This window comes from Dyadobacter sp. CY343, from assembly GCF_021390335.1.
GTDB lineage: Bacteria > Bacteroidota > Bacteroidia > Cytophagales > Spirosomataceae > Dyadobacter.
The window spans coordinates 42,674-66,267 of the sequence record NZ_JAJUXK010000009.1 but is presented as its reverse complement, the minus strand read 5'-3'; the positions used below and the strand labels follow the sequence as shown (position 1 = coordinate 66,267).

At 48.2% G+C, this 23,594-nt stretch carries 23 protein-coding genes; 2 read left to right on the top strand and 21 right to left on the bottom strand.

Translation table 11 applies throughout. The features are described from left to right. The 3 genes from LZG94_RS24140 to LZG94_RS24130 all read right to left on the bottom strand — a co-directional run bounded on the left by LZG94_RS24140 (position 1) and on the right by LZG94_RS24130 (position 3,561). Positions 1 to 930, bottom strand: coding sequence for an alpha/beta fold hydrolase (locus LZG94_RS24140; protein WP_233794231.1), 930 nt, complete (start codon positions 928 to 930; stop codon positions 1 to 3). Between the two features lie 329 nt (positions 931 to 1,259). Then, positions 1,260 to 3,068 (bottom strand): response regulator, encoded by a 1,809-nt coding sequence (locus LZG94_RS26490; protein WP_233794230.1) that lies wholly within the window; start codon positions 3,066 to 3,068, stop codon positions 1,260 to 1,262. 106 nt (positions 3,069 to 3,174) lie between these two features. Then, positions 3,175 to 3,561, bottom strand: a complete 387-nt coding sequence (locus tag LZG94_RS24130; protein ID WP_233794229.1) for a hypothetical protein — start codon at positions 3,559 to 3,561, stop codon at positions 3,175 to 3,177. Positions 3,562 to 3,726: 165 nt separating this feature from the next. Between LZG94_RS24130 and LZG94_RS24125 the strand changes: the two genes are divergently transcribed. Together LZG94_RS24125 and LZG94_RS24120 are read left to right on the top strand one after the other, a co-directional pair. Beyond that, the gene (locus LZG94_RS24125; RefSeq protein ID WP_233794228.1) at positions 3,727 to 4,149 is read left to right on the top strand and encodes a hypothetical protein; all 423 of its coding nucleotides are present in this window, start codon (positions 3,727 to 3,729) and stop codon (positions 4,147 to 4,149) included. A 183-nt stretch (positions 4,150 to 4,332) separates the two neighbouring features. Then, a complete protein-coding gene (locus LZG94_RS24120) occupies positions 4,333 to 5,202 on the top strand; it encodes an AraC family transcriptional regulator (protein WP_233794227.1) in 870 nt (289 codons plus the stop codon). A 40-nt stretch (positions 5,203 to 5,242) separates the two neighbouring features. Here the strand turns inward: LZG94_RS24120 and LZG94_RS24115 are convergent, their stop codons facing one another. The 18 genes from LZG94_RS24115 to LZG94_RS24030 all read right to left on the bottom strand — a co-directional run bounded on the left by LZG94_RS24115 (position 5,243) and on the right by LZG94_RS24030 (position 23,592). After that, positions 5,243 to 6,739 (bottom strand): neutral/alkaline non-lysosomal ceramidase N-terminal domain-containing protein, encoded by a 1,497-nt coding sequence (locus LZG94_RS24115; RefSeq protein WP_233794226.1) that lies wholly within the window; start codon positions 6,737 to 6,739, stop codon positions 5,243 to 5,245. Positions 6,740 to 6,747: 8 nt separating this feature from the next. Beyond that, entirely contained in the window at positions 6,748 to 7,833 is a 1,086-nt protein-coding gene (locus LZG94_RS24110) for a dipeptidase (RefSeq protein WP_233794225.1), read from the bottom strand. A 4-nt stretch (positions 7,834 to 7,837) separates the two neighbouring features. After that, positions 7,838 to 8,716, bottom strand: coding sequence for a 3-hydroxyacyl-CoA dehydrogenase family protein (locus tag LZG94_RS24105; protein ID WP_233794224.1), 879 nt, complete (start codon positions 8,714 to 8,716; stop codon positions 7,838 to 7,840). Between the two features lie 32 nt (positions 8,717 to 8,748). After that, complete coding sequence (locus LZG94_RS24100) at positions 8,749 to 10,047, bottom strand: aspartate aminotransferase family protein (RefSeq protein WP_233794223.1); 1,299 nt, start codon at positions 10,045 to 10,047, stop codon at positions 8,749 to 8,751. Between the two features lie 36 nt (positions 10,048 to 10,083). Continuing rightward, positions 10,084 to 11,115: a 3-hydroxyacyl-CoA dehydrogenase family protein gene (locus tag LZG94_RS24095; RefSeq protein ID WP_233794222.1), complete on the bottom strand. Its 1,032-nt coding sequence runs from the start codon at positions 11,113 to 11,115 to the stop codon at positions 10,084 to 10,086. Beyond that, positions 11,091 to 11,474 carry a RidA family protein gene (locus tag LZG94_RS24090; RefSeq protein ID WP_233794221.1) on the bottom strand — a complete coding sequence of 128 codons (384 nt, stop codon included), beginning with the start codon at positions 11,472 to 11,474 and terminating at the stop codon, positions 11,091 to 11,093. Before LZG94_RS24090 ends, LZG94_RS24095 begins: the two co-directional genes overlap by 25 nt. Positions 11,475 to 11,584: 110 nt before the next feature. Next, a complete protein-coding gene (locus LZG94_RS24085; RefSeq protein WP_233794220.1) occupies positions 11,585 to 12,364 on the bottom strand; it encodes an SDR family oxidoreductase in 780 nt (259 codons plus the stop codon). A 108-nt stretch (positions 12,365 to 12,472) separates the two neighbouring features. Next, entirely contained in the window at positions 12,473 to 13,468 is a 996-nt protein-coding gene (locus tag LZG94_RS24080) for a Gfo/Idh/MocA family protein (RefSeq protein ID WP_233794219.1), read from the bottom strand. A 60-nt stretch (positions 13,469 to 13,528) separates the two neighbouring features. After that, positions 13,529 to 14,482 (bottom strand): aldo/keto reductase, encoded by a 954-nt coding sequence (locus tag LZG94_RS24075; RefSeq protein ID WP_233794218.1) that lies wholly within the window; start codon positions 14,480 to 14,482, stop codon positions 13,529 to 13,531. Between the two features lie 33 nt (positions 14,483 to 14,515). Continuing rightward, positions 14,516 to 15,322: an HpcH/HpaI aldolase/citrate lyase family protein gene (locus tag LZG94_RS24070; protein WP_233794217.1), complete on the bottom strand. Its 807-nt coding sequence runs from the start codon at positions 15,320 to 15,322 to the stop codon at positions 14,516 to 14,518. A gap of 128 nt (positions 15,323 to 15,450) precedes the next feature. Beyond that, complete coding sequence (locus LZG94_RS24065) at positions 15,451 to 16,407, bottom strand: hypothetical protein (RefSeq protein WP_233794216.1); 957 nt, start codon at positions 16,405 to 16,407, stop codon at positions 15,451 to 15,453. A gap of 17 nt (positions 16,408 to 16,424) precedes the next feature. After that, on the bottom strand, positions 16,425 to 17,213 hold the full coding sequence (locus LZG94_RS24060; RefSeq protein ID WP_233794215.1) for an SDR family oxidoreductase: 789 nt from the start codon (positions 17,211 to 17,213) through the stop codon (positions 16,425 to 16,427). 20 nt (positions 17,214 to 17,233) lie between these two features. Continuing rightward, positions 17,234 to 17,935 (bottom strand): GDSL-type esterase/lipase family protein, encoded by a 702-nt coding sequence (locus LZG94_RS24055; RefSeq protein ID WP_233794214.1) that lies wholly within the window; start codon positions 17,933 to 17,935, stop codon positions 17,234 to 17,236. Between the two features lie 31 nt (positions 17,936 to 17,966). After that, positions 17,967 to 19,181: a sialidase family protein gene (locus tag LZG94_RS24050; protein ID WP_233794213.1), complete on the bottom strand. Its 1,215-nt coding sequence runs from the start codon at positions 19,179 to 19,181 to the stop codon at positions 17,967 to 17,969. Positions 19,182 to 19,222: 41 nt separating this feature from the next. Beyond that, positions 19,223 to 20,383, bottom strand: coding sequence for a sialidase family protein (locus LZG94_RS24045; RefSeq protein WP_233794212.1), 1,161 nt, complete (start codon positions 20,381 to 20,383; stop codon positions 19,223 to 19,225). A gap of 35 nt (positions 20,384 to 20,418) precedes the next feature. Next, positions 20,419 to 21,681: an MFS transporter gene (locus tag LZG94_RS24040; RefSeq protein ID WP_233794211.1), complete on the bottom strand. Its 1,263-nt coding sequence runs from the start codon at positions 21,679 to 21,681 to the stop codon at positions 20,419 to 20,421. Between the two features lie 52 nt (positions 21,682 to 21,733). Further along, entirely contained in the window at positions 21,734 to 22,792 is a 1,059-nt protein-coding gene (locus LZG94_RS24035; protein WP_233794210.1) for a hypothetical protein, read from the bottom strand. 35 nt (positions 22,793 to 22,827) lie between these two features. Then, positions 22,828 to 23,592: a phytanoyl-CoA dioxygenase family protein gene (locus tag LZG94_RS24030; RefSeq protein WP_233794209.1), complete on the bottom strand. Its 765-nt coding sequence runs from the start codon at positions 23,590 to 23,592 to the stop codon at positions 22,828 to 22,830. Positions 23,593 to 23,594 lie beyond the last annotated feature (2 nt).

The window sequence follows — 23,594 nt, the reverse complement described above, 5'->3', positions numbered from 1 at the left end:
TTACAATTTACTTTCAATACTGCCTAATGCACCTGGTACGCCGTTAAGGGCTTTCTTGGCGTCTTCCCAACTTGTATCGTTCGGATCGAATGTACTCCGAACATACGCAAGAATGCTTTCACATACAAAGGTAACACGCTCCGGATTTTCATCACTTGTTTCGCGGGCATCATACCCTGATATGCCACCAAAAATGTGTTCGGCGCCAAACACGGTCAGCAGGTCCTTCGGGCCGGAACTTTGATAATAAGCGTCTGCACGCCAGTTGTCCACATCAGAGAACATGAGGTTTATGTCTTTGTCCCCATTCACAATGAGTGCTGGCAAAGTCATGGTGCTGAAATTACCTGCCGCCAACACAGGATAGTGCTGTCTATTGACTCCGTTAAATCCTTCCGGCCCACCAGAGGCGCCAATCAGCACCCGGGCCTTCAATCTTGGCTCTGCGGAATTCACTATTTTTCCTGTGGCCGGGTCGGTTACCTCCATGCCTGCCAGCATGGCCACGGTCTGGCCGCCCATGGAATGACCGATGGCAGCAACTTTTGCTTGATCGACTCTTCCGGTTAACCCAGGCACTGTTGAAATGATTTCGTCCAAATGATCAAGGATAAATTGCATGTCCGTTGCCCGTGAACTCCAAAACAAGGGTGCTTCCGGAAGGGATGAGGGAAGCGCAAGTGCTTTGGAATTTTGATGGGTAGGCTGAATTACAACAAACCCTTCTGCCGCAAAAAAATCAACCATGGGACCATATCCTCTGTACGAAGAGAGAAAATTAGAGGGACCATGCCCATGCGAAAGAAGAATGACCGGCAAGTTGTTTCCGCTAGCAGGAGCAGAAACTTTCATTTCAAGGTCTACGTGACGGCCGGAAACTGGTAATACAACCGGACTGAAGCTCATGATGGGCGTCTGTGACTGTTTCATGTTGTTATTGATTTTTGAATTTTGCGATATGCAAAGTTCATCAGCCTTTAACTCCCCGGCGTAGTGAAATTGGGGCATTACGTAGCCAAACTCCGGAAAAGGAATTCAATAGTGTGTTTCTGAACTCAAAATCTTGGAAAGACGTCTTAAACCCATTTCTCGAACCCTAGAAGCTCTTGGAGATCACAAGTATCCGGGATAATTAAAAGAACTCACCTAATCCCAAATACGCTCTTAGGACAACAATATTAGGTTTGAGTAGAAGCAAACTACAACATCTTTTCAGCTCCTCATAAGCTGCACTCCAAAATTGATATTTATATAAGTGGTCAACTAATTGATTGAATAAGCCTTGCCTCCGACTGTGCCGTTGGCTCAGTCTCCAGAAAAGTAAAAATCATATCATAAAATTCCTTAGGAAGAAAAGGCTTAACAAGGTATTCGGAAAACCCACTGGACATAGCTTTGTCACGCTCTTCTGTAAACGCGGAAGCGGTTAGGGCGATTATTGGTGTCTGGGAATCCTGGGCCCGAATGATCTGTGTAGCTTCGAAGCCATTCATAATAGGCATCCCAAGATCCATCAATACCAAGTCATAATGATTGCTACCAAATCTTTCAACTGCTTCAAGGCCATTTTCAGCCTTATCGTATTTTAAACCGATCTTATCGAGCAAAATAGTAACTATCATTCGATTAACAGCATTATCGTCCACCACTAAAACCCTTGCATTTGGAAGAACAACTCTCACGTCCACAGGCTTTCTATCCACCGGTTGCTGATCGGAATAGGTGAAATAAATACAAAATGAAAAGCGCGATCCATGCCCCTGCTCACTCTTTAATTTTATTTCACTGCCAAAAAGTTGTACGAGTTCTTTGGTTATAGCGAGTCCGAGCCCGGTTCCACGATTGCCCCTACTAGTTTCCAAACTACTTTGTACAAAAATCTCGAAAATAGAAGACTGATCTTCCAGCGGAATACCGATTCCGGAGTCGCTGATTTCAAACTGTAACAATATCTGGCTCTGATCCCTTTCAACTTCCCTGACAGCCAACTTTACAAAACCTCTTTCAGTAAATTTTACCGCATTATGAAGTAAATTGGTAATGATCTGATTAAGCCGGACCTGATCGCCAGTCAAATGAACCGGAAGCGACGAATCGATTTCAAAGATCAAATCAAGCTTTTTTTCCTGAGCACGCGGAATAAACGTTTTTTCTATGTTTCTAAGAAAAATGGAGAGGTTAAATGGTTCCTTTGCAAGCTTGACATGGCGGGAAGTAATTTTGTTTAGATCAAGCACATCATTTATTATAGCCATCAGTTGATCTGAGGAAAACTTTAAAGTCCCGACCAGCTCTCTTTGGAGAGCGGTTCTTAAATCTTCCTGAAGCAATAAATGGATCACGCCAACAATCCCGTTCAGCGGAGTCCGTATCTCATGGCTCATTATAGAAAAGAAGTCGGATTTTGCCTGCATCGCATCCCTGACCAACTGGTTTTGCTTTTCCAGCTCTTTATTTTGCTTCTGCAGCCTCTGGGCAAAGACAAACTCCCGATACTGCCTAATGTAACGCATTTGCAAAATCAATGGAAAAACACATAGTCCCAAAAAGTAGAAAAAACCTCCCTCCTTCAAAAAAAGTATAAGCACATCCGCTCCATGGCTATAAAGCGCAAGGGAAAAAAACAGGGCCATGATCACCGAACTGATCACGGCATAACTAAACTTCCAGCGTAGTACCCAGACCGAAAATATCAGCTGCAGCGTCAAATTAATGCTCAGGCCGTAATAATTAATGGTTTCAAAACGAGCCAGAATATACGCATGAAAAATAATCAGCAAAATCCGGCTAAAAAAAGAGGCATTCTGACTATCTATTTTCTCTCTGAAGTGCAGGAAAATAATTAGTGCCACCAAACCGCTACAGGTTAGTTGTACCAGGAGAATGGATTGATAATTTGGATTACCATTCAGGTAATAAAGGATCGAGGTTAATGGATAACAGACCAAAAATGTGAAACAGAAAATTCTGTTTCCCCACATGGCTTTTTCTTCAAATTCTTTTTCCCAAGGAATCTGCAAGCTGTATGGATCATCTTTAATCCCTTGATCAGAACTAGTTGTCTCCACTGTCAATAAAATTCAAGATTTCAATATCGCAATGTAGCCATTTAAAGCTCAGTTCCTTCTACTATGGCATGCTGAAATTCGAAATACCTGAAGCTTCGGCATATGTTTACTTTAATGACCAATAATAGTTCCTAGGCGTTCTGACATCATGATTAATGTCATTTATTCCGAGCCTTAATTTATCCCCTTCCATCAGCCAACCATAGTAGCTAAAAACCTTCGCGTTTTGGTCGCCTAAAATTATTCCTCGCACTCCTATTCCCATACCCCGTACCTGGATCTCGATAGAGTCTACTTGTGCGCTGGTAATGAGTTTCGTATCCGCACTTTCATCTTTGAGAAATTCAAATTGTGCTTTGTCACCGTTCAAGTCTTGACCCAAAATTTTTCCGAGCCTTGCAATGTGAGCTTCCACGACAGGTTCAGAGGTTGGCTTCTTACATGAGATTGTTGCTGCCAATAAAATGATCAGGAAGGATAAGCGTCGTGCCATAAAAAGAAGGTTTTCAAATTTCTCAAAGATACGTGAAAGAGATTAAAGCCTCTTGTCAGAAGTCGTGGCGACGGTAAGGAGTAAGGTATAAATCGAATTGAATTATAAATGCCAAACTTTCCAACTATAACGGATTAATATATATCCTATCAAAAACTTTGAATTATGAAAACCTCCCTATTCTCAATTATCCTGCTTTTTGCTCTGATTGCCTGTGAAAAGGACAGCCCAAAACCCGATCCAGAAATTAAAACCCTCGTAGGCAAATGGAAGCTTACAGCCTATGAGAAGAATGTAAATGGATCCAATATCTGGGTTCCAATAGATGGAGAGCCAAACTACATAGTTTTTAGATATGATGGCGTGATACTTGATTCAAATGGCTGTCCGAATTGTGCGCCCAAATCGTATTATGTGAACGGAAAGCTCTTCGAAGTGATCCCTAAGGAAGCGATAGCAATCAGTTCCCAGTGCCCCGTTGTTGACTGTATAGGCTGCGCTACATGGGATATTGATCAGTCTGATAATGAACTCATTGTCACGCTCTGCCAACCCTCTAATACGAAATCGAAATACATTCGAGAGTAAGCGAGCTTATTGTATTCTCCTGTTGTGAGCCCTAAGCGGCAGTAATGAAGTAACGATACGTTATTAATTCAGGTATAATTGGACCTCTCTGCTACTTTTATCTCTATTTCTGATACTATCTTTCACAAACTGGGTTCAATTGAAATTTTATATTAGTTTACTTAGGTACTAAAACTCTGGACTATGAAAGCAGTTGAGTTTCACTTACCTCAGGATGTTGACAAATCGTTTATTGTTTTTCGCGAGAAAGGTGATTTCTTCCCCGCTCCCTGGCATTTCCACGCGCACTTCGAATTTGTACTGATCAATAAAAGCACCGGCAGAAGGATGGTTGGAGATCATATCGGCTATTTTGAGGAGGATGATCTGGTGTTTATGGGTTCACTGCTGCCACACGTCTGGGTTAATGACCCTATATACCTGGAAAGGAAAGCGGAAGACAAAGCAGATGCACTGGTCATACACTTTACAGATGATTTCCTGGGTGAGGATTTTATGAATATTCCGGAAATCGACAATTTCAGAAAAGTGCTCAATCTGGCTGACCGTGGAATGGCGCTACGAGGCGAGACGCGTGATAGAATCAATAAACTGATCCGCGATATGCCTGCGATGAACGGATTGCAAAGACTTTCTTCCTTGTTCCTGATCTTCGATATCATGTCCACCACGACGGAATACGATCTTTTAGCCAGTCCTCGCTTTGTACAAAACTTCCATTACGATTCTTCCGACCGCTTCAAAAAAATCACCGGGTACATTATGCAGAACTTCGACAAGGATATTAGCCTCGGAGAAATTGCTTCTGTCAGCAGCATGGGCGTTACTGCATTTTGTAACTTTTTCAAGGAACAGTTCCGGGTTACATTCGTAGAATACCTCACGACCGTCCGCATCGGACACGCCTGTAAGCTGCTTTCAGAAAACGACCGGAATGTGGTAGAAGTGGCCTATGAATGCGGATTTAACAACCTCGCAAACTTCAACCGTCAGTTCAAAAAACTGAAATGTATGACCCCGAGCGACTACCGGAAAACGCTCACGCTCCGGTAGTGATTTTTACTTTTATATCAAATAATCCTGAAATATAGTATCAGCTTGAAGCCTTGCCGAGTTTTTCTGCCATTACCAAAAGTTGCGTACGGATGGTAGCCTCTGCGCCGGAAGCGAGACAGCTGTACCGGCAGCGCCAGGTTTCGTATCCTCCTTTGTCAATTTCGGCGGCAGGCGGCACGTATCCCACATTACCATTGGCCATGGTGATCGTGAAATAGTGCGTGGAAGCTCTGTTTTCCTTTAAGTATAAGCCTGTTTCAGAAAAAAACTCACCCGCAAGCCCGCCGATCATTCCGTCACCGATTTTGATTACCTGCACCGGGCAGTCACGCTGGTCTGGTGTTTCGTTCAGCAATATTTGTTCTCTTGCGTAGATCTGCCGCAAACCTGCCTCGTCCGGCTCAATAGTTTCAAAATGCGCCCCGGCCATAATGCTGGTAGCAGCTTCAATTTCCTGCGGATCCGGCTTCGTAACAGACACTTGTACAATTTCGAGTGCAGCTTCCAGCACTACATCCGTTTGCCAATCCAAAGCATTGATATTTTCAAAAACCTTGTCAGCCAGATCGCTACCTATCAATTTACTCTTCGCGAGATGCATTTTAGGATAGCGTTCCGGATTTAGGAAATCCCAGATATTAACGTCGCCGCTGGTCCCGTTGCTCATGATTCCCACGAACTCTGGCCCGGCCTGTAACTTTTCCCGAAGCGCCTCCGCAAAAACACCGAAATAGTCCGCGGATATTGTCCCGTTTTCCCAATCCCCCACATAGTGCAGTGAATAGTTGGCAAGCAGGCCGATCCAGCTACCATCCAGCCCTTTCACCGCCAGGTAACCCAGGTCAGGATCGGTAGGCGCAATGCTTTTCACGATCATTTCTTCCGCGCCGAAAGGGTTGGTCTTGATCTGATCAGCGTGTCCCGTGACCGGATTAACGGCAGTATAAGCCGCATTCATTTCATACCTGCGACAAAGCAAATGTTCCGGCGCGTTCACATTGCCGAATGCAATCTGGGCAGGCCGCAGGTTTTGAATAGCCTGCCGCACAGATTCGACGATCAGTCCCGGCAATTTTTGCGCATAAGCCGGATCCACGCTTCCCAAATGTACATCCGCAACAGAACCCGCCGCGTGCGTGTGCGTACTGGAAATCATAATATGCGATGCCGCAATGCCCGTTATCTTCGTTATCTCCGCTTTTACGGGATCCAGAAAATCTTTCGGCATTACACAAATATCAACCACCACAAAAACAACAAAAGTATTCCCTCTGCTGAAAACCAGCGCTTTGGAATACAGATCATCATGAATATAGGTGGCGTAATGCGTGACAAAATCACCATTAATCCGCGTCCCCAGGGAAGGAGTAATATTAACCCGCGCAGCACCAGCTTGTAGTAACGGCATATCTAAAATCAACTTTATTCTCTCATTCATCGCACCGGCGACCCGGTCATTCATCGCACCGGCGACCCGGTCATTCATCGCACCGGCGACCCGGTCATTCATCGCACCGGCGACCCGGTCATTCACTCATTCACTCATTCACCTCCCCACGCCTTCCTCAAAAACCTCACCCAATTCCCGCTAAATATATTATCAATATCTACATCAGAGTAACCCCTTCTGACAAGAATGGACTCGTATTTCTGTAAGTCAGCAATGGAGTTCATATCCCAGGGAGATTGTTCGGTACCGAAAATTCCGTCAAGGTCGCTCCCTATTGCCACGTGGTGGCTGTTTCCGGCGATCTGACAAATGTGGTCCCAGTGGTCGACGAGATGTTCAAGCCGGATGTCGAGCTGCCAGGGATCGGAAACCATGTCTATAAAGCGAATGTCCATAGCCCAGCAATCGAGCATGCCGCCAATGACAGCACCCCGCTCTATCAGCCTTTTAATTTGATCGTCAGACAGTTGCCGCTGGTTCGGGACGATTTTACGCACATTATGGTGACTCGACCAGATCGGGCCATTGTAGAAATCCAACACCTGATCAAAACCTTCATCGGTCAAATGCGTGGTATCCAGGATCATATTCAACTTGGACATCTCGCGCATCAGCTCGAACCCCAGCGGCGTTATCGGCCCCTGCATTTTAGTACCCGGCGCATACCGTCCCGGCCCGAAATGCGATAATCCTACTGCCCGTAAACCATATTCATACGCGCGATGCAAGTACGAAATATCAACCAGGGAATCAGCACCTTCGAGACTCAGAATATAGCCGACCGGCTTCTTTTCATTCCCTGTTTCATCGTTTTTCCAAAGTGCGAGATGCGCATCCAGCCCGGCGACATCCCGGATCTGTACCATTTCCCCAAGCGATTCCATTTCACGGTACCAGGCTAGTTGCGCCTGCGTCATCGCCCAGGCCTGTTGTGGCGAATTCCAGCCCGGTAATGCGCTCCCGAACGGCGTAACTCGCGCCAGCTGGGTGGCCACTACCAATCCGACATTGCCTTTTCTGAGCTCAGGAAGGCATACTGTGCCTCTACCCCGATCATTTTTGTCCGACATGTGCATTTCCCGCTGACGGATTTCGTCCAGCGGCAGGATCAGGTCGCGGTTCCATTCGATGGCATTCATGGCCAGGTCCAGGTGGGCGTCGAAAATCAGTCTGCTCATAGTACTAGCGAAAATTGAATCCGTTGCGAACCGGCTCAGCGACCTCTTCGGGATTATATTTAAGAGGATATTTATCCATTAACTCCTTCGCCTCACCGCTGAATTTCCCCAGGAGCGCCTGCCATTTTTTATCTTCTCCCGGTGAATAAGTGTAAAAACCCTTTTCGCCTTCCATTCCCCATTCTTTTTGTAAAAGCATTTCTTGAAAAAATGCGGGGATATGGGTTCCTTTGGACAGCTCGGGATTCAAATCTTTCATCACCATTCCATAAGCATAAGTGCCCATCAGGTCCATATAACGCAGGTTTCCGGCAAAAGGCAGGTAATAACCGGCATCATTCCGGCACGCACGATCGATATCTTCCACAGTGGCATACCCGTTTTCTACCAGGTAAAAAGCCTCCCGGATCATCGCAGCCATTAACCGCATGCGGATACCCATGTTGCCATGGATCACATAAGGGTCTTTTTGCCAGAATGCAACGGCTATGTGACAGACCTGATCTGCCAGTTCAGGATCCGTGACGTTATTGGCAATTATTTCAAGAAAAAAGGTCGTATCCGCAGGTTCTGTCCAGTTTACGCCAATAAGACGCCGGGGAAAGGCGGCATCTTTTTGCAGGGTATCGAGACCAATTGTTTCCGTATTGACTGCAATGATCGCGTTCGTATCAAGCACTTTTTCCAGCTCAGCTATCTTTGTTTTCTTGATTTCAAGATCTTCTTCTGTGATCAGGATAGCTAATCCGTACGCCGTTTTTACTTCGTCAGGCACCCGTTTCACACCTGTGAAAACACATCCGGCCTGCTGTAAACAGGAGGCAATACTGTTCGTCAACGGCCGATCGCCTACCAGCAATACAGGTTCCATTTGTTTTCCCATTCCCTTCATTTATCCAGCTGAATACCTTATTATCAAATCGTTTGAAGCACTTTTCCGGCTTTTCCGATAGCAAGCTCAACCTCTTCGTCAGTGTGCACGGCGCTGATATACCATAGCCCGCGACCGATCACCCGAATACCTTCGTCGTGCATGCCTGCAATGAATTTTGCCAGCTTCGCTTTGTCCGCCAGGAGCGTATCGCGGTAGTCTCTGGTTTTTTCCAAAGAAGTAAAGCTCATCGCAAACATCGGCCCTGGGCCTTCAATCAGCAATGCATGCCCGCTTTCAGCGGCGGCCTCCCTGAGGCCGTCCATTAGTTTTTTGCCCAGCCTGAACATTCTTTCATGTGGTTGCTCTTTTTCCAAAACGGTAATCGTAGCCAGCGCGGCCGCCACGGTGGGGTTACCAGCATTCATGGTACCCGCGTGTATCACCTTCGCTTGCTCGATGAGCTGCATCCACTCGTACTTCCCGACAATCGCGCTGATGGCGTAACCACTTGCGATCGCTTTGGCAAAAATGGACAGGTCGGGCGTAATGCCGAAGTGCTTTTGCGCGCCGCCCAGCGAAATCCGAAAGCCCGTGATTACCTCGTCGAATATCAGTGCAATGCCAAATTCAGTGCAAATATCCCTTAACCCCTGTAAAAAGCCGGGCACGGGCTCGATGCAGCCATTATTACACATAATCGGTTCCGTAATGATCGCGGCGATCTCCGAATGTCTTTCAGCGACCGTTTTCCGCACCAGTTCCAGGTCGTTCCAGGGTAGTATAATAAAGTCGTTTTCAACCCCCTCGGGCAGCCCCTGCGTCCACGGAAACACATTCGGGTTTTCGCGACTGCCCAATGCTTCCGGCGAGGGCGCCGAAATACCCCAGCACACATTGTCCATCCAGCCGTGGTAATGTCCTTCAAAACGAAGAAATTTGTTCCGGCCCGTTTTCGCTCTCGCCACACGGAATGCAGTTTGCACCGCCTCTGAACCGTCCAGACAAAACCGCATTAACTCTGCGGACGGGATCAGTCCATTCAGTTTTTCAGCCAGCTCTATTTCTTTGATATGCTGACCGGCAAATAGTTGCCCCATTTCAGAATACTCCGAAATCGCTTTTAATACTTCCGGATGGGAATGCCCTAATAGCAACGGACCCTGGCTGAGGGTAAAGTCGAGGTATTCGTTTCCGTCGACGTCATAGATCCGGCTCCCTTTTCCATGCGTATAAAAAAGCGCGTGCGGGTGGTTATATTTCCTGAATTCTGACGAAACGCCGCTGGCAAGTACCTTTTTCGCCCTTTCCAGCAAGGCAGCGGATTTGGTGTAGGTTTTCATATTGGGGAGTGGCTGTTGGCTTTTAGCTGTTAGCTTTTAGCTTTTGGCTTTCGTGTGGTTTAGTTGGTTTTTGACGTTTTCTTCTGAATAATTCGCCGCTAGCTGGTGTATTTCCTGATTAAATCGCGTAAAAGCTTCGTCCCATTGCTTGCCTTCTCCGGGTTCGTAGGGATATAATCCTTTGTCATTATGCACCCCGCGGGCCGCGTCAGTAACCATTTTCTGCATAATTGGCGGAACAGTCTCAGTATTGCTGAGCTGCGGGAAAATATTGTTCAGGATCGTACCATAATCTTTCAGCCCTGTATAATCCATTCTTCTGAACAGCCCCATTAATGTCATCCAGGAACCGGCGTCGTACCGAAATGCTTTGTCCACGTCCTCGCGGGTAGCATTTCCGCTTTCAATCTGGTGGAATATTTCACGATAAACCGAGTACATCAGCCGGTTAGTAATAAAGCCGCGGATATCCTTTTTCAGCAACGTAGGTTCTTTGCCCCATCGATGCGCGAGGGAGAAAATCCGGTCGGCATAAGTAGCGGTAGTCTGGTTTCCGCAGGTGATTTCCAAAAAACGGGTCATAAATGCCGGCTCGGCCCAGTGGATTCCAAGAAAGCGCTCAGGATTTGCGACATAAGTTTGCAAATCGCTGATCGGAATCGCGGAGGTATTGCTGCCAATAATACACGAGGGGCTTACCGCCGAAGTGATCTTCTTGTAAACCTCAGATTTGATTTCCAGCTTTTCGATCACGCATTCAATCACCACCTCACAAGGTGCAAGTGTTGCATAATCCTCTGATATATGAAGCATTGACCGAAACTTTTCAACCGAATCGATTAGACCGGCTTCCAGACAGTAATTGAGCTGGGTAAATATGCGCTCGTAAGCATTTTGAGCATCAGGCGTTATCGGACTAATCGCTTTCACAGGGTGGCCCGCGATCAGCAGCGCGGCTACAATGCTGCTTCCCATCAATCCCAAACCCACCACCCCTACAGGTATCCCCGCAACATTCGACTGTTCGTTCATAGGTGTGGCGCTCAGGCGGGTAGTTTTACGATGCAATCAATCTCCACTTTGATATTTTCTGCCAGTACCGATTGTACGGTAGTGCGGGCAGGTTTGATTCCAGGAAAGTAGGTGGCGTACACCGCATTATAGCGGTCAAAATCATTGATATCCGACAAATGCGCCGTGCATTTCACCACGTTCTCCATAGAACCTCCGGCAGCTCTGATGATCGCCGCAATGTTATCCAATGTGCGTGCAGTTTCCTCTTCAATCGTGCCCAAAACGAATTGGGAAGTCTTAAAATCCACAGCCGCCTGACCGCTCACAAACAGGAAACCGTCGGTTACGATACCATCGGAATAGGCGCCGGTAGCAAAAGCAGGATCACGGTCCGGATGAATTATATTTTTCATAAAAACAGAATATTATTTCAAAAAATAACTACATCACAAAAGTACATCTCACATACTCTTGGGTTCTCCTACTTTTGTGTGGATTACTGATACTATTTTTTAGACCGGATTCAGGCGTTCAGTCCACCATCCATAAGAATATTCTCTCCATTGATATAGGCACCTGCATCCGAAGCCAGCAGCACCACGAGGCCTTTGATATCGTCGTGGTTTGCCATGCGCCGGAGGGGAACCTTTTTTGTGTAGTTACTGACAAATGCAGCCGGCTGATTATTAAACAATCCGCCTGGACTAATGCAATTGAAACGAACGTTTTTCCCTGCATTCATCTGCGCCATGTAGCGGTTTAGGTTGATCAGGCCTGCATTGTGGAAGAAATAGTCGGGTGGCAGATCGCCCATTTTCTCGGTTCCGTCGTAATTGGAAAGGTCAGGGCCGAACATGCCCATCATGGAAGCAATATTGATTACACTTCCCCCTCCGCTCATAACGATCAGCTCCGTCATTTCCCGCAGCAGGTCCAGCATGCCCGTCGCATTGACTTGCATGGATTCCTCAAACTGGCTCAAAGGCGCATTGTAGCCTTTCATCGGCCTGGAAACAGCATTATTGACAAAACCGTCGAGCCTGCCGAAGGTACCCGTAATGTTTTGTTTCAAAGCCAGCACCGATTCGTGATCGCCCTGATCCGCTTCCATGGCATGAACATCCAGCCCACGCTCCGTAAAAATGGCGGCCGTAGCCTGCGCGGAACCAATATCCCGGGAGGTAGTAATCACCGTAGCGTCAGCCTCAGCCAGCCCCTCCACAATACATTTCCCATAATTCCCCGACCCGCCGGTCACGAGGATTACTTTGTCTTTAAGGCTAAGAAGTTGTTTGATGTGCATTTTTGTTGGTTTTTTTTAAGGTAGGAAGGAGGAAGGGAGGATGGAGAAAGGGAGGATGGAGGAAAGGGGGGATAGAGAAATTAAAAGAACTAAGCTAGAATTGAGTTTTCAGCCGTTTTTTACATCGACTTTCCTCCCAAGTCCTTTCTCAACTTTCTCCCTTCCTCCTTCCTCCCTTCCTCCACTCTCCTTCCTCCTTCCTCCCTTCCTCCCTCCTCCCTTTCCTCCCCCTTCGACAATCACCCTTACAATCCCCTCCGTCTTCCAAAAGTCCAGCCTCGGCTTTTCTTCTTCTACGGAGCGGATGAATTCGATGAGGTTGTCGCGGAACATGGAGTAGGAATTGCGGATATCTATTAGTTTCCAGCCATTTTGACCAAAAAGGGAAATCTGGAAGGTGCCCGAAATGTCGTTAAAGAGGTGCAGTGTTACGTCCGGGCCATTTTCGAGGCGGAGGTGAACGATCTCTCTGTCCGGCCCGCCAATATTTTTCACCGAAACCACTTTGGGATCATCCAGGATCGCAAAAATGGCTTCGAGTAAATGTATGCCATACTTTTTCCAGTCTTTCTTGCCCACGGCAGTAACGAGTTCCAGCTTGCCGAGCGATTTCAGTTCCTGTTTTGCAATGCGAGCTTCGTTTGCATAGCGCATAGAAGAGCAGGACATAATGAACTTCCCTGCCGCATTTTGGGCAGAGAACCAGTCAAGGTCTTCGGTGGAATAAGCAAGCGGTTTGTCTATAAATATCGGCACGCCCGCTTCGATGAACGGCCGCGCCATTTCCTTATGATTTTCAGGATCGTCGCGCGCCAGAATCACGGCATCCACTTCCCCGATCATATCTGCCAGTTCATTTACAACTACCTCTACGCCAGCAGCCTTGCAAATACTCTCAGAGATTTCCCGATCCTGCGTCCACACGTGTGTGACTTTTGCAGCCGGCAAACCCAGCGTGTCGCGGTTGGCTTCGAGGTAGGCGGCTACGGCCGGATAACCCACACGCGTGATCTCGTCGCCATCAAATTCGCCATTTATTATCGCCGACCAGGAATAAGGATGTGCATTGCCGGGGCTCATGCCGATGATTCCGATTTTTAACATGGTTTATTTTGGCTTTTAGCTGTTAGCTGTTAGCTCTTAGCTTTTTGGTGCTTGATCAGTTTATTTTAACCATCCCATTCTGTCCCAGTGCGGTAGGTTTAGGAATTCGGGGTTGGGGTATACGAGATTTTTAGCTTCTTTCATTATCGGCTCGTCCAGGTAATGGCCGTTTGCCGTTGCCAGTGCTTTGTGTAAATATTCCATTTTATCAATACCCACTAATACCGAGGATACCTCATTAAATGACAGTGCAAACTGGGTTGCCAGCGTTGGCAGATCGGGAAATTGTCCACCGGTCAATGCATGATAACCTTGAATGTGCCGCTCCACATCTGCCAGCGCCGGGTGCAGGTTTTTACCCCTGTCGCTCAACAATCCCTTCATCAATACCGACCGGATCACCAATCCCACACCATTCTCCGAAGCTATTTTGAAAAATTCCCCTTGCCGCTGATCCATTAGATTAAAGGGCAGCTGGATCATATCCCAGTTGCCGCTGTCAATCGCCAGCCTTGTTTCCTCGGTGGAATAGGTCGACGCGCCGGTCGCTTTTATTATATTTTTTTGTTTCAAATCAGAAAAAACTTCGGCGATCACTTCGTTTTGCAAAATTTCTGCATCTGCCTGGTGCAGCATGAAAACGTCCAGATAATCTGTCCTGAGCATTTCCAAACTCTGTTGTAACGAATTCAGAATGAATGGCTTGGTCTCGCTATCTGGCAGCATCTTACCGCCTTTTCGAAAATGGGCGCATTTGGTTGCCAGTACGATCTCACTTCGTCTGTGTTCAAAAGCTTTGCCCATAATGGCTTCACTTTCACCATACAAGCGGGCTGTGTCGAAAAAATTGATTCCCTGTTCCTGCGCTGCGTGAAGCAGGTGAACTGCATCTTTTTCAGATAGCATATCCTCCCTGCCTGCCACGCCGATCCCGTAGGGCATACCAATCTCGACCCCGCCAAAAGCAATTTCAGATACATCGATCCCAGTATTTCCCAGCGGTCGCTTTTTCAATTTATATTAGAGTTTTGATGTGAATATCCCTTCTCAGGTGTCCATATAGGAATTTTTCGACCCTACTGCCGAAGACTTGGTAAATGCACTCACCAGCTCCTGGCAGTAATTTTTAATCCCCACCACATCGGCGCCCATGCTGATAAACTGGTACCCCATCGCGATCAGCTCGTCTGCATTCCCCGGACCGCCGACAGTTCCCGCAAACTTTCCGTGCTTCCGCGCAACTTCCGCCACTCTTTTCCGGGCTGCGATCAGCTCGGGGTGGTTCCATTCACCTGGCGCGCCGATACCTTGACTGAAATCGCCCGGACCGAAAAACAGCATATCATATCCGTCCAGTGCGGCTATTTCTTCCAGCTCTTCCAGCGGCTCGGGGTCTTCGATCTGGAAGATCACAAAACGCTGCCGGTTGGCCTGCACGAGGTATTCATTGAAATCCAGCGCGGTGTAGGCACCGTCGGAATTGCCACCGTCGATCGGCCGGCGGCCAGTTGGGTGAAAGCGCGTCATGCTGACGATCAGTTCGGCTTCGGCCAGGTTCATAATATGCGGGACCATAATGCCCGTCGCGTCGAGTTCGAGCGGACGGATGAAATCGCTGTAACTGCCCCTCGGTACCCTTACCAGCATGTCGGTATCATGCGCTTTGGTAGCCCAGATATTAGAAGCAAGTATCGACCAATCCTGACCAATATGCTCCTGATCCGTCCAAACGCAGTCAAAACCCGAAATAGCGGCGATTTCAGAAACGCGGGCGTCAGACAGATTGATTTTAAAACAACTTACGATTTCGCCTGCCCTCAGCTTTTTCAGTACCCTGCTTTCGCGCATTTTCATGGTTTTCTGTTTAAATCAAAATTAGTATTAGGCGGTAAACCGTGCTGTTACTTTCATTCCTATTTCTGATACTATTTTTCAAAGCCTGGTTATTTTTTCTCAGGTTAAGTGAAGAATAACTGCCTCCATTATTCTCTTTGGTTTATTTTTAAAATAGCGTGGGCAGCAGCGGCTGCAACATCTGCCCGGTCTGCTTCGCTTTCCAGCTGGCTTGCATGGGTGAGCAGCGGAGTTAAGATTGATATATCCTCAACATTACCTTTCTCAGCCAGCGCCGCCGCTATTTCGGAGATATTACCCTTCGAAGGTGAGTTTGCATATTTTACAATTTCAGCATGCAGCTTTTCCGACTGTGCTGAATTTCCTTTCATATTGGTAAAAGCCGCGGACAGCAAGTATATCCTTGCGGGCGAATCGGCTGGTTCTGCCAGCGCCGCCTCTGCCAGCTGCGCCGATTCTTCTTCGGAAATCCCCTTTAACTGGCGCAACGCGTAAGCCGGGATCAGCCTGTCAGCAGATTCGGCATTTACATCCGTCACCGTTTTTAAAAAATGCTCCGAAACGGATTTCATTGAATCCGCCGACGTAAATGCAGTACTCCACAAAGTGTAAAGCGCCAAGGGTTTTACGGGACTTTTGAGGGTAGCTTCGGTTAAGAGTATGTTATTTTCATACGGTGAAATTTTAAGTTTCGCGAGCGTTTCAGCCGCGTGCGTCCGGTCTGTTGCTGATGAATCCAGAAATACATCCAGAATCTTGTTGGTCCAGATTTTCTTGTCAGCCGGATTTTCAGCCACCTGCGCCAGTACCCGCCAAATCCCTATCCGGTATTGCGGCTTGGTGCTCCATAATTTTTCTTCTTCCAGATAAGCTTCCCGCACGCCTTCCGGATGCCCGGCCCAGATCAGATATTCGGCCGCGTGGACCTTCACCCATTCTTTCTGAGTCGCCAGTACCTGTCTCAAAACTGCGATCGATTGCTGCCCGACTTCGCTTGAAATCTCAGAATCGGACTTCTTGCTATTGCACGCACTGCTCATAACCGAAAAGAAAATAAGCGTAAAAACGATTGGATTGAGTTTCATAAAATGGCTGAGTGATTTTACCAACTTGTCCAGCCGCCATCCACAGCCAGGTCCTGGCCGGTGATGTAGGAAGCGGCATCAGACAATAAAAAAGCGACCGATCCTGCGATTTCCGAAGCCTGACCAATGCGCCCCATCGGAGATTTGCCAGCTAACCGTTCTACGAAAGCCGCGTGGCCTTTTTGTACATCAGGATTAGGGAAAGGTCCGGGTGAAATGCAGTTGCACCGCACATTGGATTTGCCCCAGTGAACAGCCAGGTAGCGCGTCATTTGGGTGATTCCGGCTTTGCCAACGCCATATTCCAGCGGATTTTTGTTCATTGGTTCCTGGTAAACTTCGGGATAAGGGGATACCGAACCGTACATGCTCGAAAAAAGGACAATACTACCTTTTTTCCGTGCAGCCATTTGTAAACCGATGGCGCGGGTAAGGATGAATGTGGCGGTAAGGCCGCCGTGGTTCACTTCGTCAAAATCCTCTGCGGTGAGTTCCTCCATTCTCTTCGCCGTGGTAGCGGTGGTGAGGTTAACATAACCGTCGGGCACTCCGAGTTCCGCTATTTTTTCGCTAACAAACCGCTCCGCGGCCCCGGTATCTCTGATGTCGAGCGCAGCATAGGCGGTATTTGTCAGATTTTGTTTTCTTACAAAAGCCTCTGCCCGGTCGCCCAGATCTACACAAAGCACTTTTGCACCCAGTTTATCCAGCACCGAAACCGTGGCCTGTCCAAGATAGCCGGCCCCGCCAAAAACCCAGATATGCTTGTCTTTCAAATTCAATATGTCGGCAGCAGCGTCTGTCATTACATCAGCAGTTTTTATTTCTATTTCAAAAATTTCCCCTTTTTCAAAATTTCCGCCCACAGCTGGTAGCCTTCGGCGGTCAAATGGACACCGTCCCAGGTGAGCTCCTTTTTTAACTTACCTTCATGATTCACAAAATGGCTGTACAGGTCGATGAATACAGCGTTTTCTTCCTTTGCCAATATCGCCAACCCGCTGTTCACTTCCCTGATCAGCTCATCCTTATTACAATGGTTAGGCAGCTTTTTGAAAGAATCGTTGGTTGGCAGCATCGTTTGCAGGTAAATGCGGGTTTTGGGCGACTTTGTTTTTATCCTTCTCACAATGCGTTTATAATTATTGGTCAGCACATGCCCAGGCGTGTTTTTGGCCAGATCATTGATACCGATCATCAGGAACACTTTTGCCGGTTTCCCGCCCGTCACTTCGTCCAGGCGGTCGAGAATACCGTAGCTGGTATCGCCGGGAATTCCTCTGTTGCGGATACGCTTGTTGCCCAGCAATTCCTGCCATTCTGCCCAGAACGTAATGCTGTTTCCCAGAAAGACGATATCTTTCTTGGAGTGATGAAAGGTTTTCATCAGCGCAACACGCGGCGGGTAAATTTCTGGCCGGGTAGTACTGTCCCAGCTCACTGTCTGACCAAAAGCATTGCCTCCAATCAGCAGCAGAGTAAGCTGTACGATAATACCTGTGTGCCGGAAAGCGCATTTACCGATCATTTTGAAATCAGGTTTTCAATAAATCACCCAACTATTTAATTTCCAGAATACTGCCTGCAATATGCTGCGGGCCGCCGGGCACATTGAAATAATAACTAACCAGCACACGGTTCTTATCCAGCTGCACAGCCCACGGGTAACCCAGGTCGGTGGTACCGCCGTCGATGCGCAATACAATTTCAGGCGCAGTGGCGAAGTCGGTGCATTCCGCATTCAGGATGCGGGCGCGGATACCCAGCGGCTTGTGACGGTAACCATAGGAAACCAGCACGCGGTTGTCGGGCAGGCGAAGCGCCTGCATCGGGTGGCCCTGAAAACCCATTTTCTCCCAGGCGGTGAATGTTTTCCCGCCATCGGTAGAGCGCGCAATGCAAGCCTGGTCATCGAGCCCGGCAGTACGCAGAAACGCAACAATATCACCCTTCGGTGTTTCGTAAACCGAGGCTTCATTGAAGGAGACTTTCTCGTCCACGGCCACCGGCGCGGAATATTTCCAGGTCAGCCCTTTGTCAGTTGAGATCAGTAAATGGTTGGAAGTCTTGCTCGGTGTTTGGCGGTCGGTTGCTGCCACTACCCAGAAAATGCGTCCGTCCTTTCCCTCATACATGGCGCCCCGATTATAAGCCGGCACCATATTTCCCATTGCCGTGTGATTGATCTCCGGTTCAATATGCGGCGGGTACAAAGGCCCCTGCCAGGATTTGGCGCCGTCGGTAGAGCGCAGGACGTATCCGCCCAGAAAAACAGCCCCGCCGGCCAGGAAGTAAGGTTTTTTCAGACTTTCCATTCCCTCGGGGCGCACAAAAGCCCAGCCGTAGCTCGCGCAAAGCAAAGTACCGTCCCGCAGTTGCAGCAGGCACGGATCCTGCGATCCGCCGAAAGTGTGGGCGTAGATCAGCTCCGGTTCCGGTGTCCAGGTTTTGCCGTCTTTCGATTTCAAAGCCACGAGGTAACTGTTAGGATCTACATGACTGGTGCCTTTTTCACCGAAAACCTTCCGGTTCGGCGCGCGCCGGAATGCGAGTAAAATCTCGCCGTTCTTCTTCTTAATCACCGAAGGAAAAGCGGAATGGAATTTTTCATCCTGATAAATGATCACATCCTCTATTTTACGCACGCCGGGAATGCTGTCGGCGGAGGTAACAACTGTTTTAGGGTCTGAAAATTCGCTTGGGTTTGCTACCGCCGGGAGATTAACTAGTAATGTAAAGAGCAGTGCAGGGATCAGTATCTGATTCAATTTCATAAAAAGCGGGTTAGTTTTGATTCAATAGCGAGAGGAGCTGGTCACTTGCCGGGCAATACTTCCAGTTTTTTGGGCTCGGAAAAAGGCGCATCTGCTGCCTTCGCCGGCACTTTGAAGCGGTAAGCACGGATTCCGCTCCCCTGGCCTTCTTCATAATATACCACCAGTACCGAACCGTCTTTCAACTCAACCGTCGATGGATATGCACCCAGCGTTTCGTCTACCAGGTAAGGTCCCTCCCAGGTTTTCGCTTCGTCCCTGCTAATGCGCAATCCGGTGTACCCTTTCTTGGAAGGCGCATCCCGGAATGCCCTGGTAGTGAGCAATATTTCCCCTGTTTTCAATCGGGTAAATGAAGGCGAGTGGCCGCGAAAACCAATATCCTCCACATCCGACCAGGTTTTGCCCATGTCGTTACTCTTTGCAAAATGCATGTGTACTTCCTGCTGCGCGCGCAGTGCGGCATAGAGCGTTCCGTCTTTGAGGAGGATCACGTCCGTTTCGGCAGCCAGCGGGAGATTTGCTTTTTCACCGATCGTGATCACCGGGCTCCACGTTTTTCCTTTGTCTTTTGAGCGCATCACGCCGCCCCAGGCTTTCAGGCCTCCCCGACCCTCCTGATGGTAAACAGGCAAAATGACGGTACCGTCAGGCATTTCGCGCACCTGCGCCGAGGAAAGCCAGTCGATATCGCCGGTTTCCAGCAGGGTCGCTTTTTTATCCCAGGTTTTACCATTATCCCGCGACCAGAGCAGCTGCGGGCTTCCGACCATTTTATATTCTTTGGCCCCAAAAGCGGCATACCGGAGTGAGAAAAAACTGATCACTACCGATCCGTCGCTGAGCTGCGCAATATGCGGGTCGCGGTTGTCGTCGGTATCGTCATAAATCGTGACCGGTTTCGACCAGGTACGGCCTTCGTCTTTGGACCGAACCAGACAGATCCGTCCGGCCTTGGGATACTTTTCGCTTTGCTTCGTCACATGTTCGTCGCCCGCATAGAACACAGCCACGATATCTCCGTTTTTGAGCCGGCATGCATCGGGGAATGCCTGGTAGTCGCCGGCATCACCGCCTTTTGAGATCAACATCGGTTTCAATGTGTCTGCCGGAGACGGTATTCGTGTTTCCCGGGCGAGCAAATCGCCGGAAACCAGCAGGGCGCTCAGCAGCAGGAAACGTGAAAATCGGTTGGTATTCATATCATTAAGGTTTAGGAATAGATGCTTTTTAAATACTAAATACCAGGCTGCTTTGCATTTGCCCTCTTCTTAATTAAGAACAGGATTCCTACGCACACGAACATCAGCACGCCTGCAAACCGGAATATCTGTCCCAGATCCACATGCATATCGCGCAGAACCCCACCTGCGTACAAGCCGATCCCTCCGATCACGCAGGCAAAAAAGTTGAGTACACCATACCCGGTCGCACGGTAGCGGGGATCGGCGGTAAGACAAAGTATCGGCATCAGGTTGGCGTCACTGAACATGCGGGTAACTCCATAAATCATAAACATCCCGATCGCCAGCGGCAACAATGAAGTATTACTCGCAATGAAAATGCTCGGCGCTGCAATGCACAGCCCGATCACCGGGATAAGAAACTTGGAATTGACACTCCCTTTGGCAAAGCGATCTGACAGAAACCCGCCCAGGATCACGCCGACAATGGAAGCCGGGTACAGGTAACCTGTGGCATATAGCCCGGCCATTCCCTGCGAGAGGTTGAAGTGCTCTTTATAGTAAGTTGGCATCCAGCCCATTACCATCCACCCGATAATACCCAGCAGCGACCAGAAAATGATCAGCAGGATAAACGATCCTTGACTGAACAAACTGCGGAGCGCCTGGAAGAAATCTACTTTTGGTTCTGCGGGCTTTTCCTCCGTTTGCGCACTTTTGGGCGCATCTTTCAAAAGCCATAAAAGAACAAAGGAATACGCCACACCGATCACCCCGAAAACGCTGAAAGGCGCACTCCAATCGTAATCCTCGGCGATCCAGCCGCCCACAAAACCAAGGCTTTGCCCCACCATAACACCCGCAATATGAATACCGGAAGCAAGGGAGCGGGTCGTGGTTTTATGATAATCGACGATCAATGCGACGGCGGCGGGAATGTAACAAGCCTCGCTCACGCCCATCAATACCCGCGTCGCCAGCAGCTCCTCGAATGTGGTCGCGTAAGATGTAAGCCACGTTACCGCAGACCATACAAACAGACTGACGATGATTACACGGCTCCTGTTGAAATGATCGGCCAGAAAACCAGCGAACGGACTCAGAATACCATATACCCACAAAAAAACGGAAGTTAATAACCCAAACTGCGCGTCGGTCATCGGCATTGCCTGAATAATGGAGGTACGCATGGTGGTGATCATGGTACGGTCCAGGTAATTAAGACAACCCACAAAACACAGCAAAATCACAATCCGCCAGGCGCCGGAAGGCAATACGTTCTCAGCTTTCAATGGAGCTGCCTGGATTGTTGACATAATTAATACGGGTAAATTGAATACTAAATTGCTGCTGATATGAATGCAAAGGCTACCTGCCGGTTTGCAGGTCTTTCAGCGGAATTTCTGCCTGATAAATGATCGACTTCCCTTCGTGACTGGAATAATAGGCCACATATAGCTGGTTCTTTTCCAGGATAAGACCGGGATAGCTGCTGTCGCCATTGCTGGGCAATTTGATGGTTTTGAGGATCTTACCTTCAAGATCCGTTACATGCAACGCAGTGGAGGCTTCTTTTCCCTCGTGCCACCGCGAGCCGATGATCAGCCGGTCGCTGTCCAGAAACTGGAAGTTTGGCCCGCCGAGTCTGACACTTAACTTATTGTATTTCCACTGATTATAGGGAAAGTCACTGACTGCAAGTACGCCCATCTGGTCACCAGTTTCTCTTCTGACCAACACGTACATTTTGTTGTTTTTATCAAAACGAATGGTCGATTCGTTGGGGCTGCCGTCTATTTCGAGTCCGGGTACTTTCTCGTAGTATTTGCCGTCTTTGGTTTTGAGAAGTTGAGCGAACATAGTCCGTACGCGCTTACCGTCGACCATTTTGTATTCGGCAGTGTACATAACCCCGTAACCTGTGCCTTTGTGCCAGGTCACCCGCCAGATCCAGTCAAGGGTCGGGGTAATTTCTTTGCTGAAAGTCGTTTTTTCGGGCTGTGAGAAATTTGTGCCTGACTTATCGGACATGGAAACGTAAGGTGCCAGTGAAATGTATCTTCCATCCTTGACAACACCGACTGCCACGATTGCCATTAAAGTCCCGTTGGGCCGGACAGAGAGCCTGGCTTCCCGGACATCCTCTGCGTCCATATCAAACAAAGCCACCGGTTCCCAATCTTTGCGGTTCTTCGATCTGACGATCCGCACCTTTCCATTGTTCTCATTCCCTACGTGGTTCGAACCTTCACGAAATGTAATGTAATAATAGTCTTTGAATTGGATCAGATCGGGGAATGCATTGTGCGGCTCCTTGTCCCAAACTCTGGTAACCCGGATAGAATCCGCCGGATTTCCTGTATTTGCAAATGTGAAGCTGGTTCCGGAAACAAACAAAACCAGCAAAAACCATTTCATTTTCAACATATAATCAGATTAGAAAGTGAGTAATTTGAATGCATTCATTCAGCCACGAGCTCGCCTTTTTCGCGCATTTCCTTCTGTAATTGAGCTTGATAAGCCGCTTTGGCCTCTACATCTTCCCGGGCGGATTCGCCGAAGTAGATAAAACCCAATGCTCTCCGGGTACGATCGGAGGTTTGGTTACCGTCGGCGCGGTGGATGGTAAGTGAATCGTGGATCAGCAGATCGCCCGGCTTAGCGGGAAATGCAATCTCGTTTTCCAGGTCTTCAGGCAGACCATAATCGGTAATACCCTGCGAAAAGCCGAGCGTCTGCGTGCGGCCGTGACGGCGCATTCCCTTCTTGTGCGAGCCCCTTACATAACGCACACAACCATTGGCCTCGTCCACATTTTCCAGCGCCATCCACATGGTCACTGCTTTGGCCGGTTTGAGCATAAAATAATATCCGTCCTGGTGCGGTGGCGTCGGTTTGCCGATTTTAGGTGGTTTATTAAAATATTCCAAAATCCTGGGAACGATCTGATCTTCAAGCAACTGACCTGCAATCTCACTAAACTTACTATTGTGTAGCATGGGCGCGAAAGAAGGTTCATATTCAGATACATGCATGATCTGTTTCAAGGTTTCCGGGGCATTTTTATCTTCATAAAAAACATCATTTGCAGGCAAACCCGGCACTACATCTGCGATAAAAACTTCCAGTTTCTGATTCACATCTGTAATTTCTTCCTGCGACATAAATCCCGGCAAAAAGACATAACCGTCTTCTTCAAATCTCTTTTTGATCAGTTCAATATCCATTT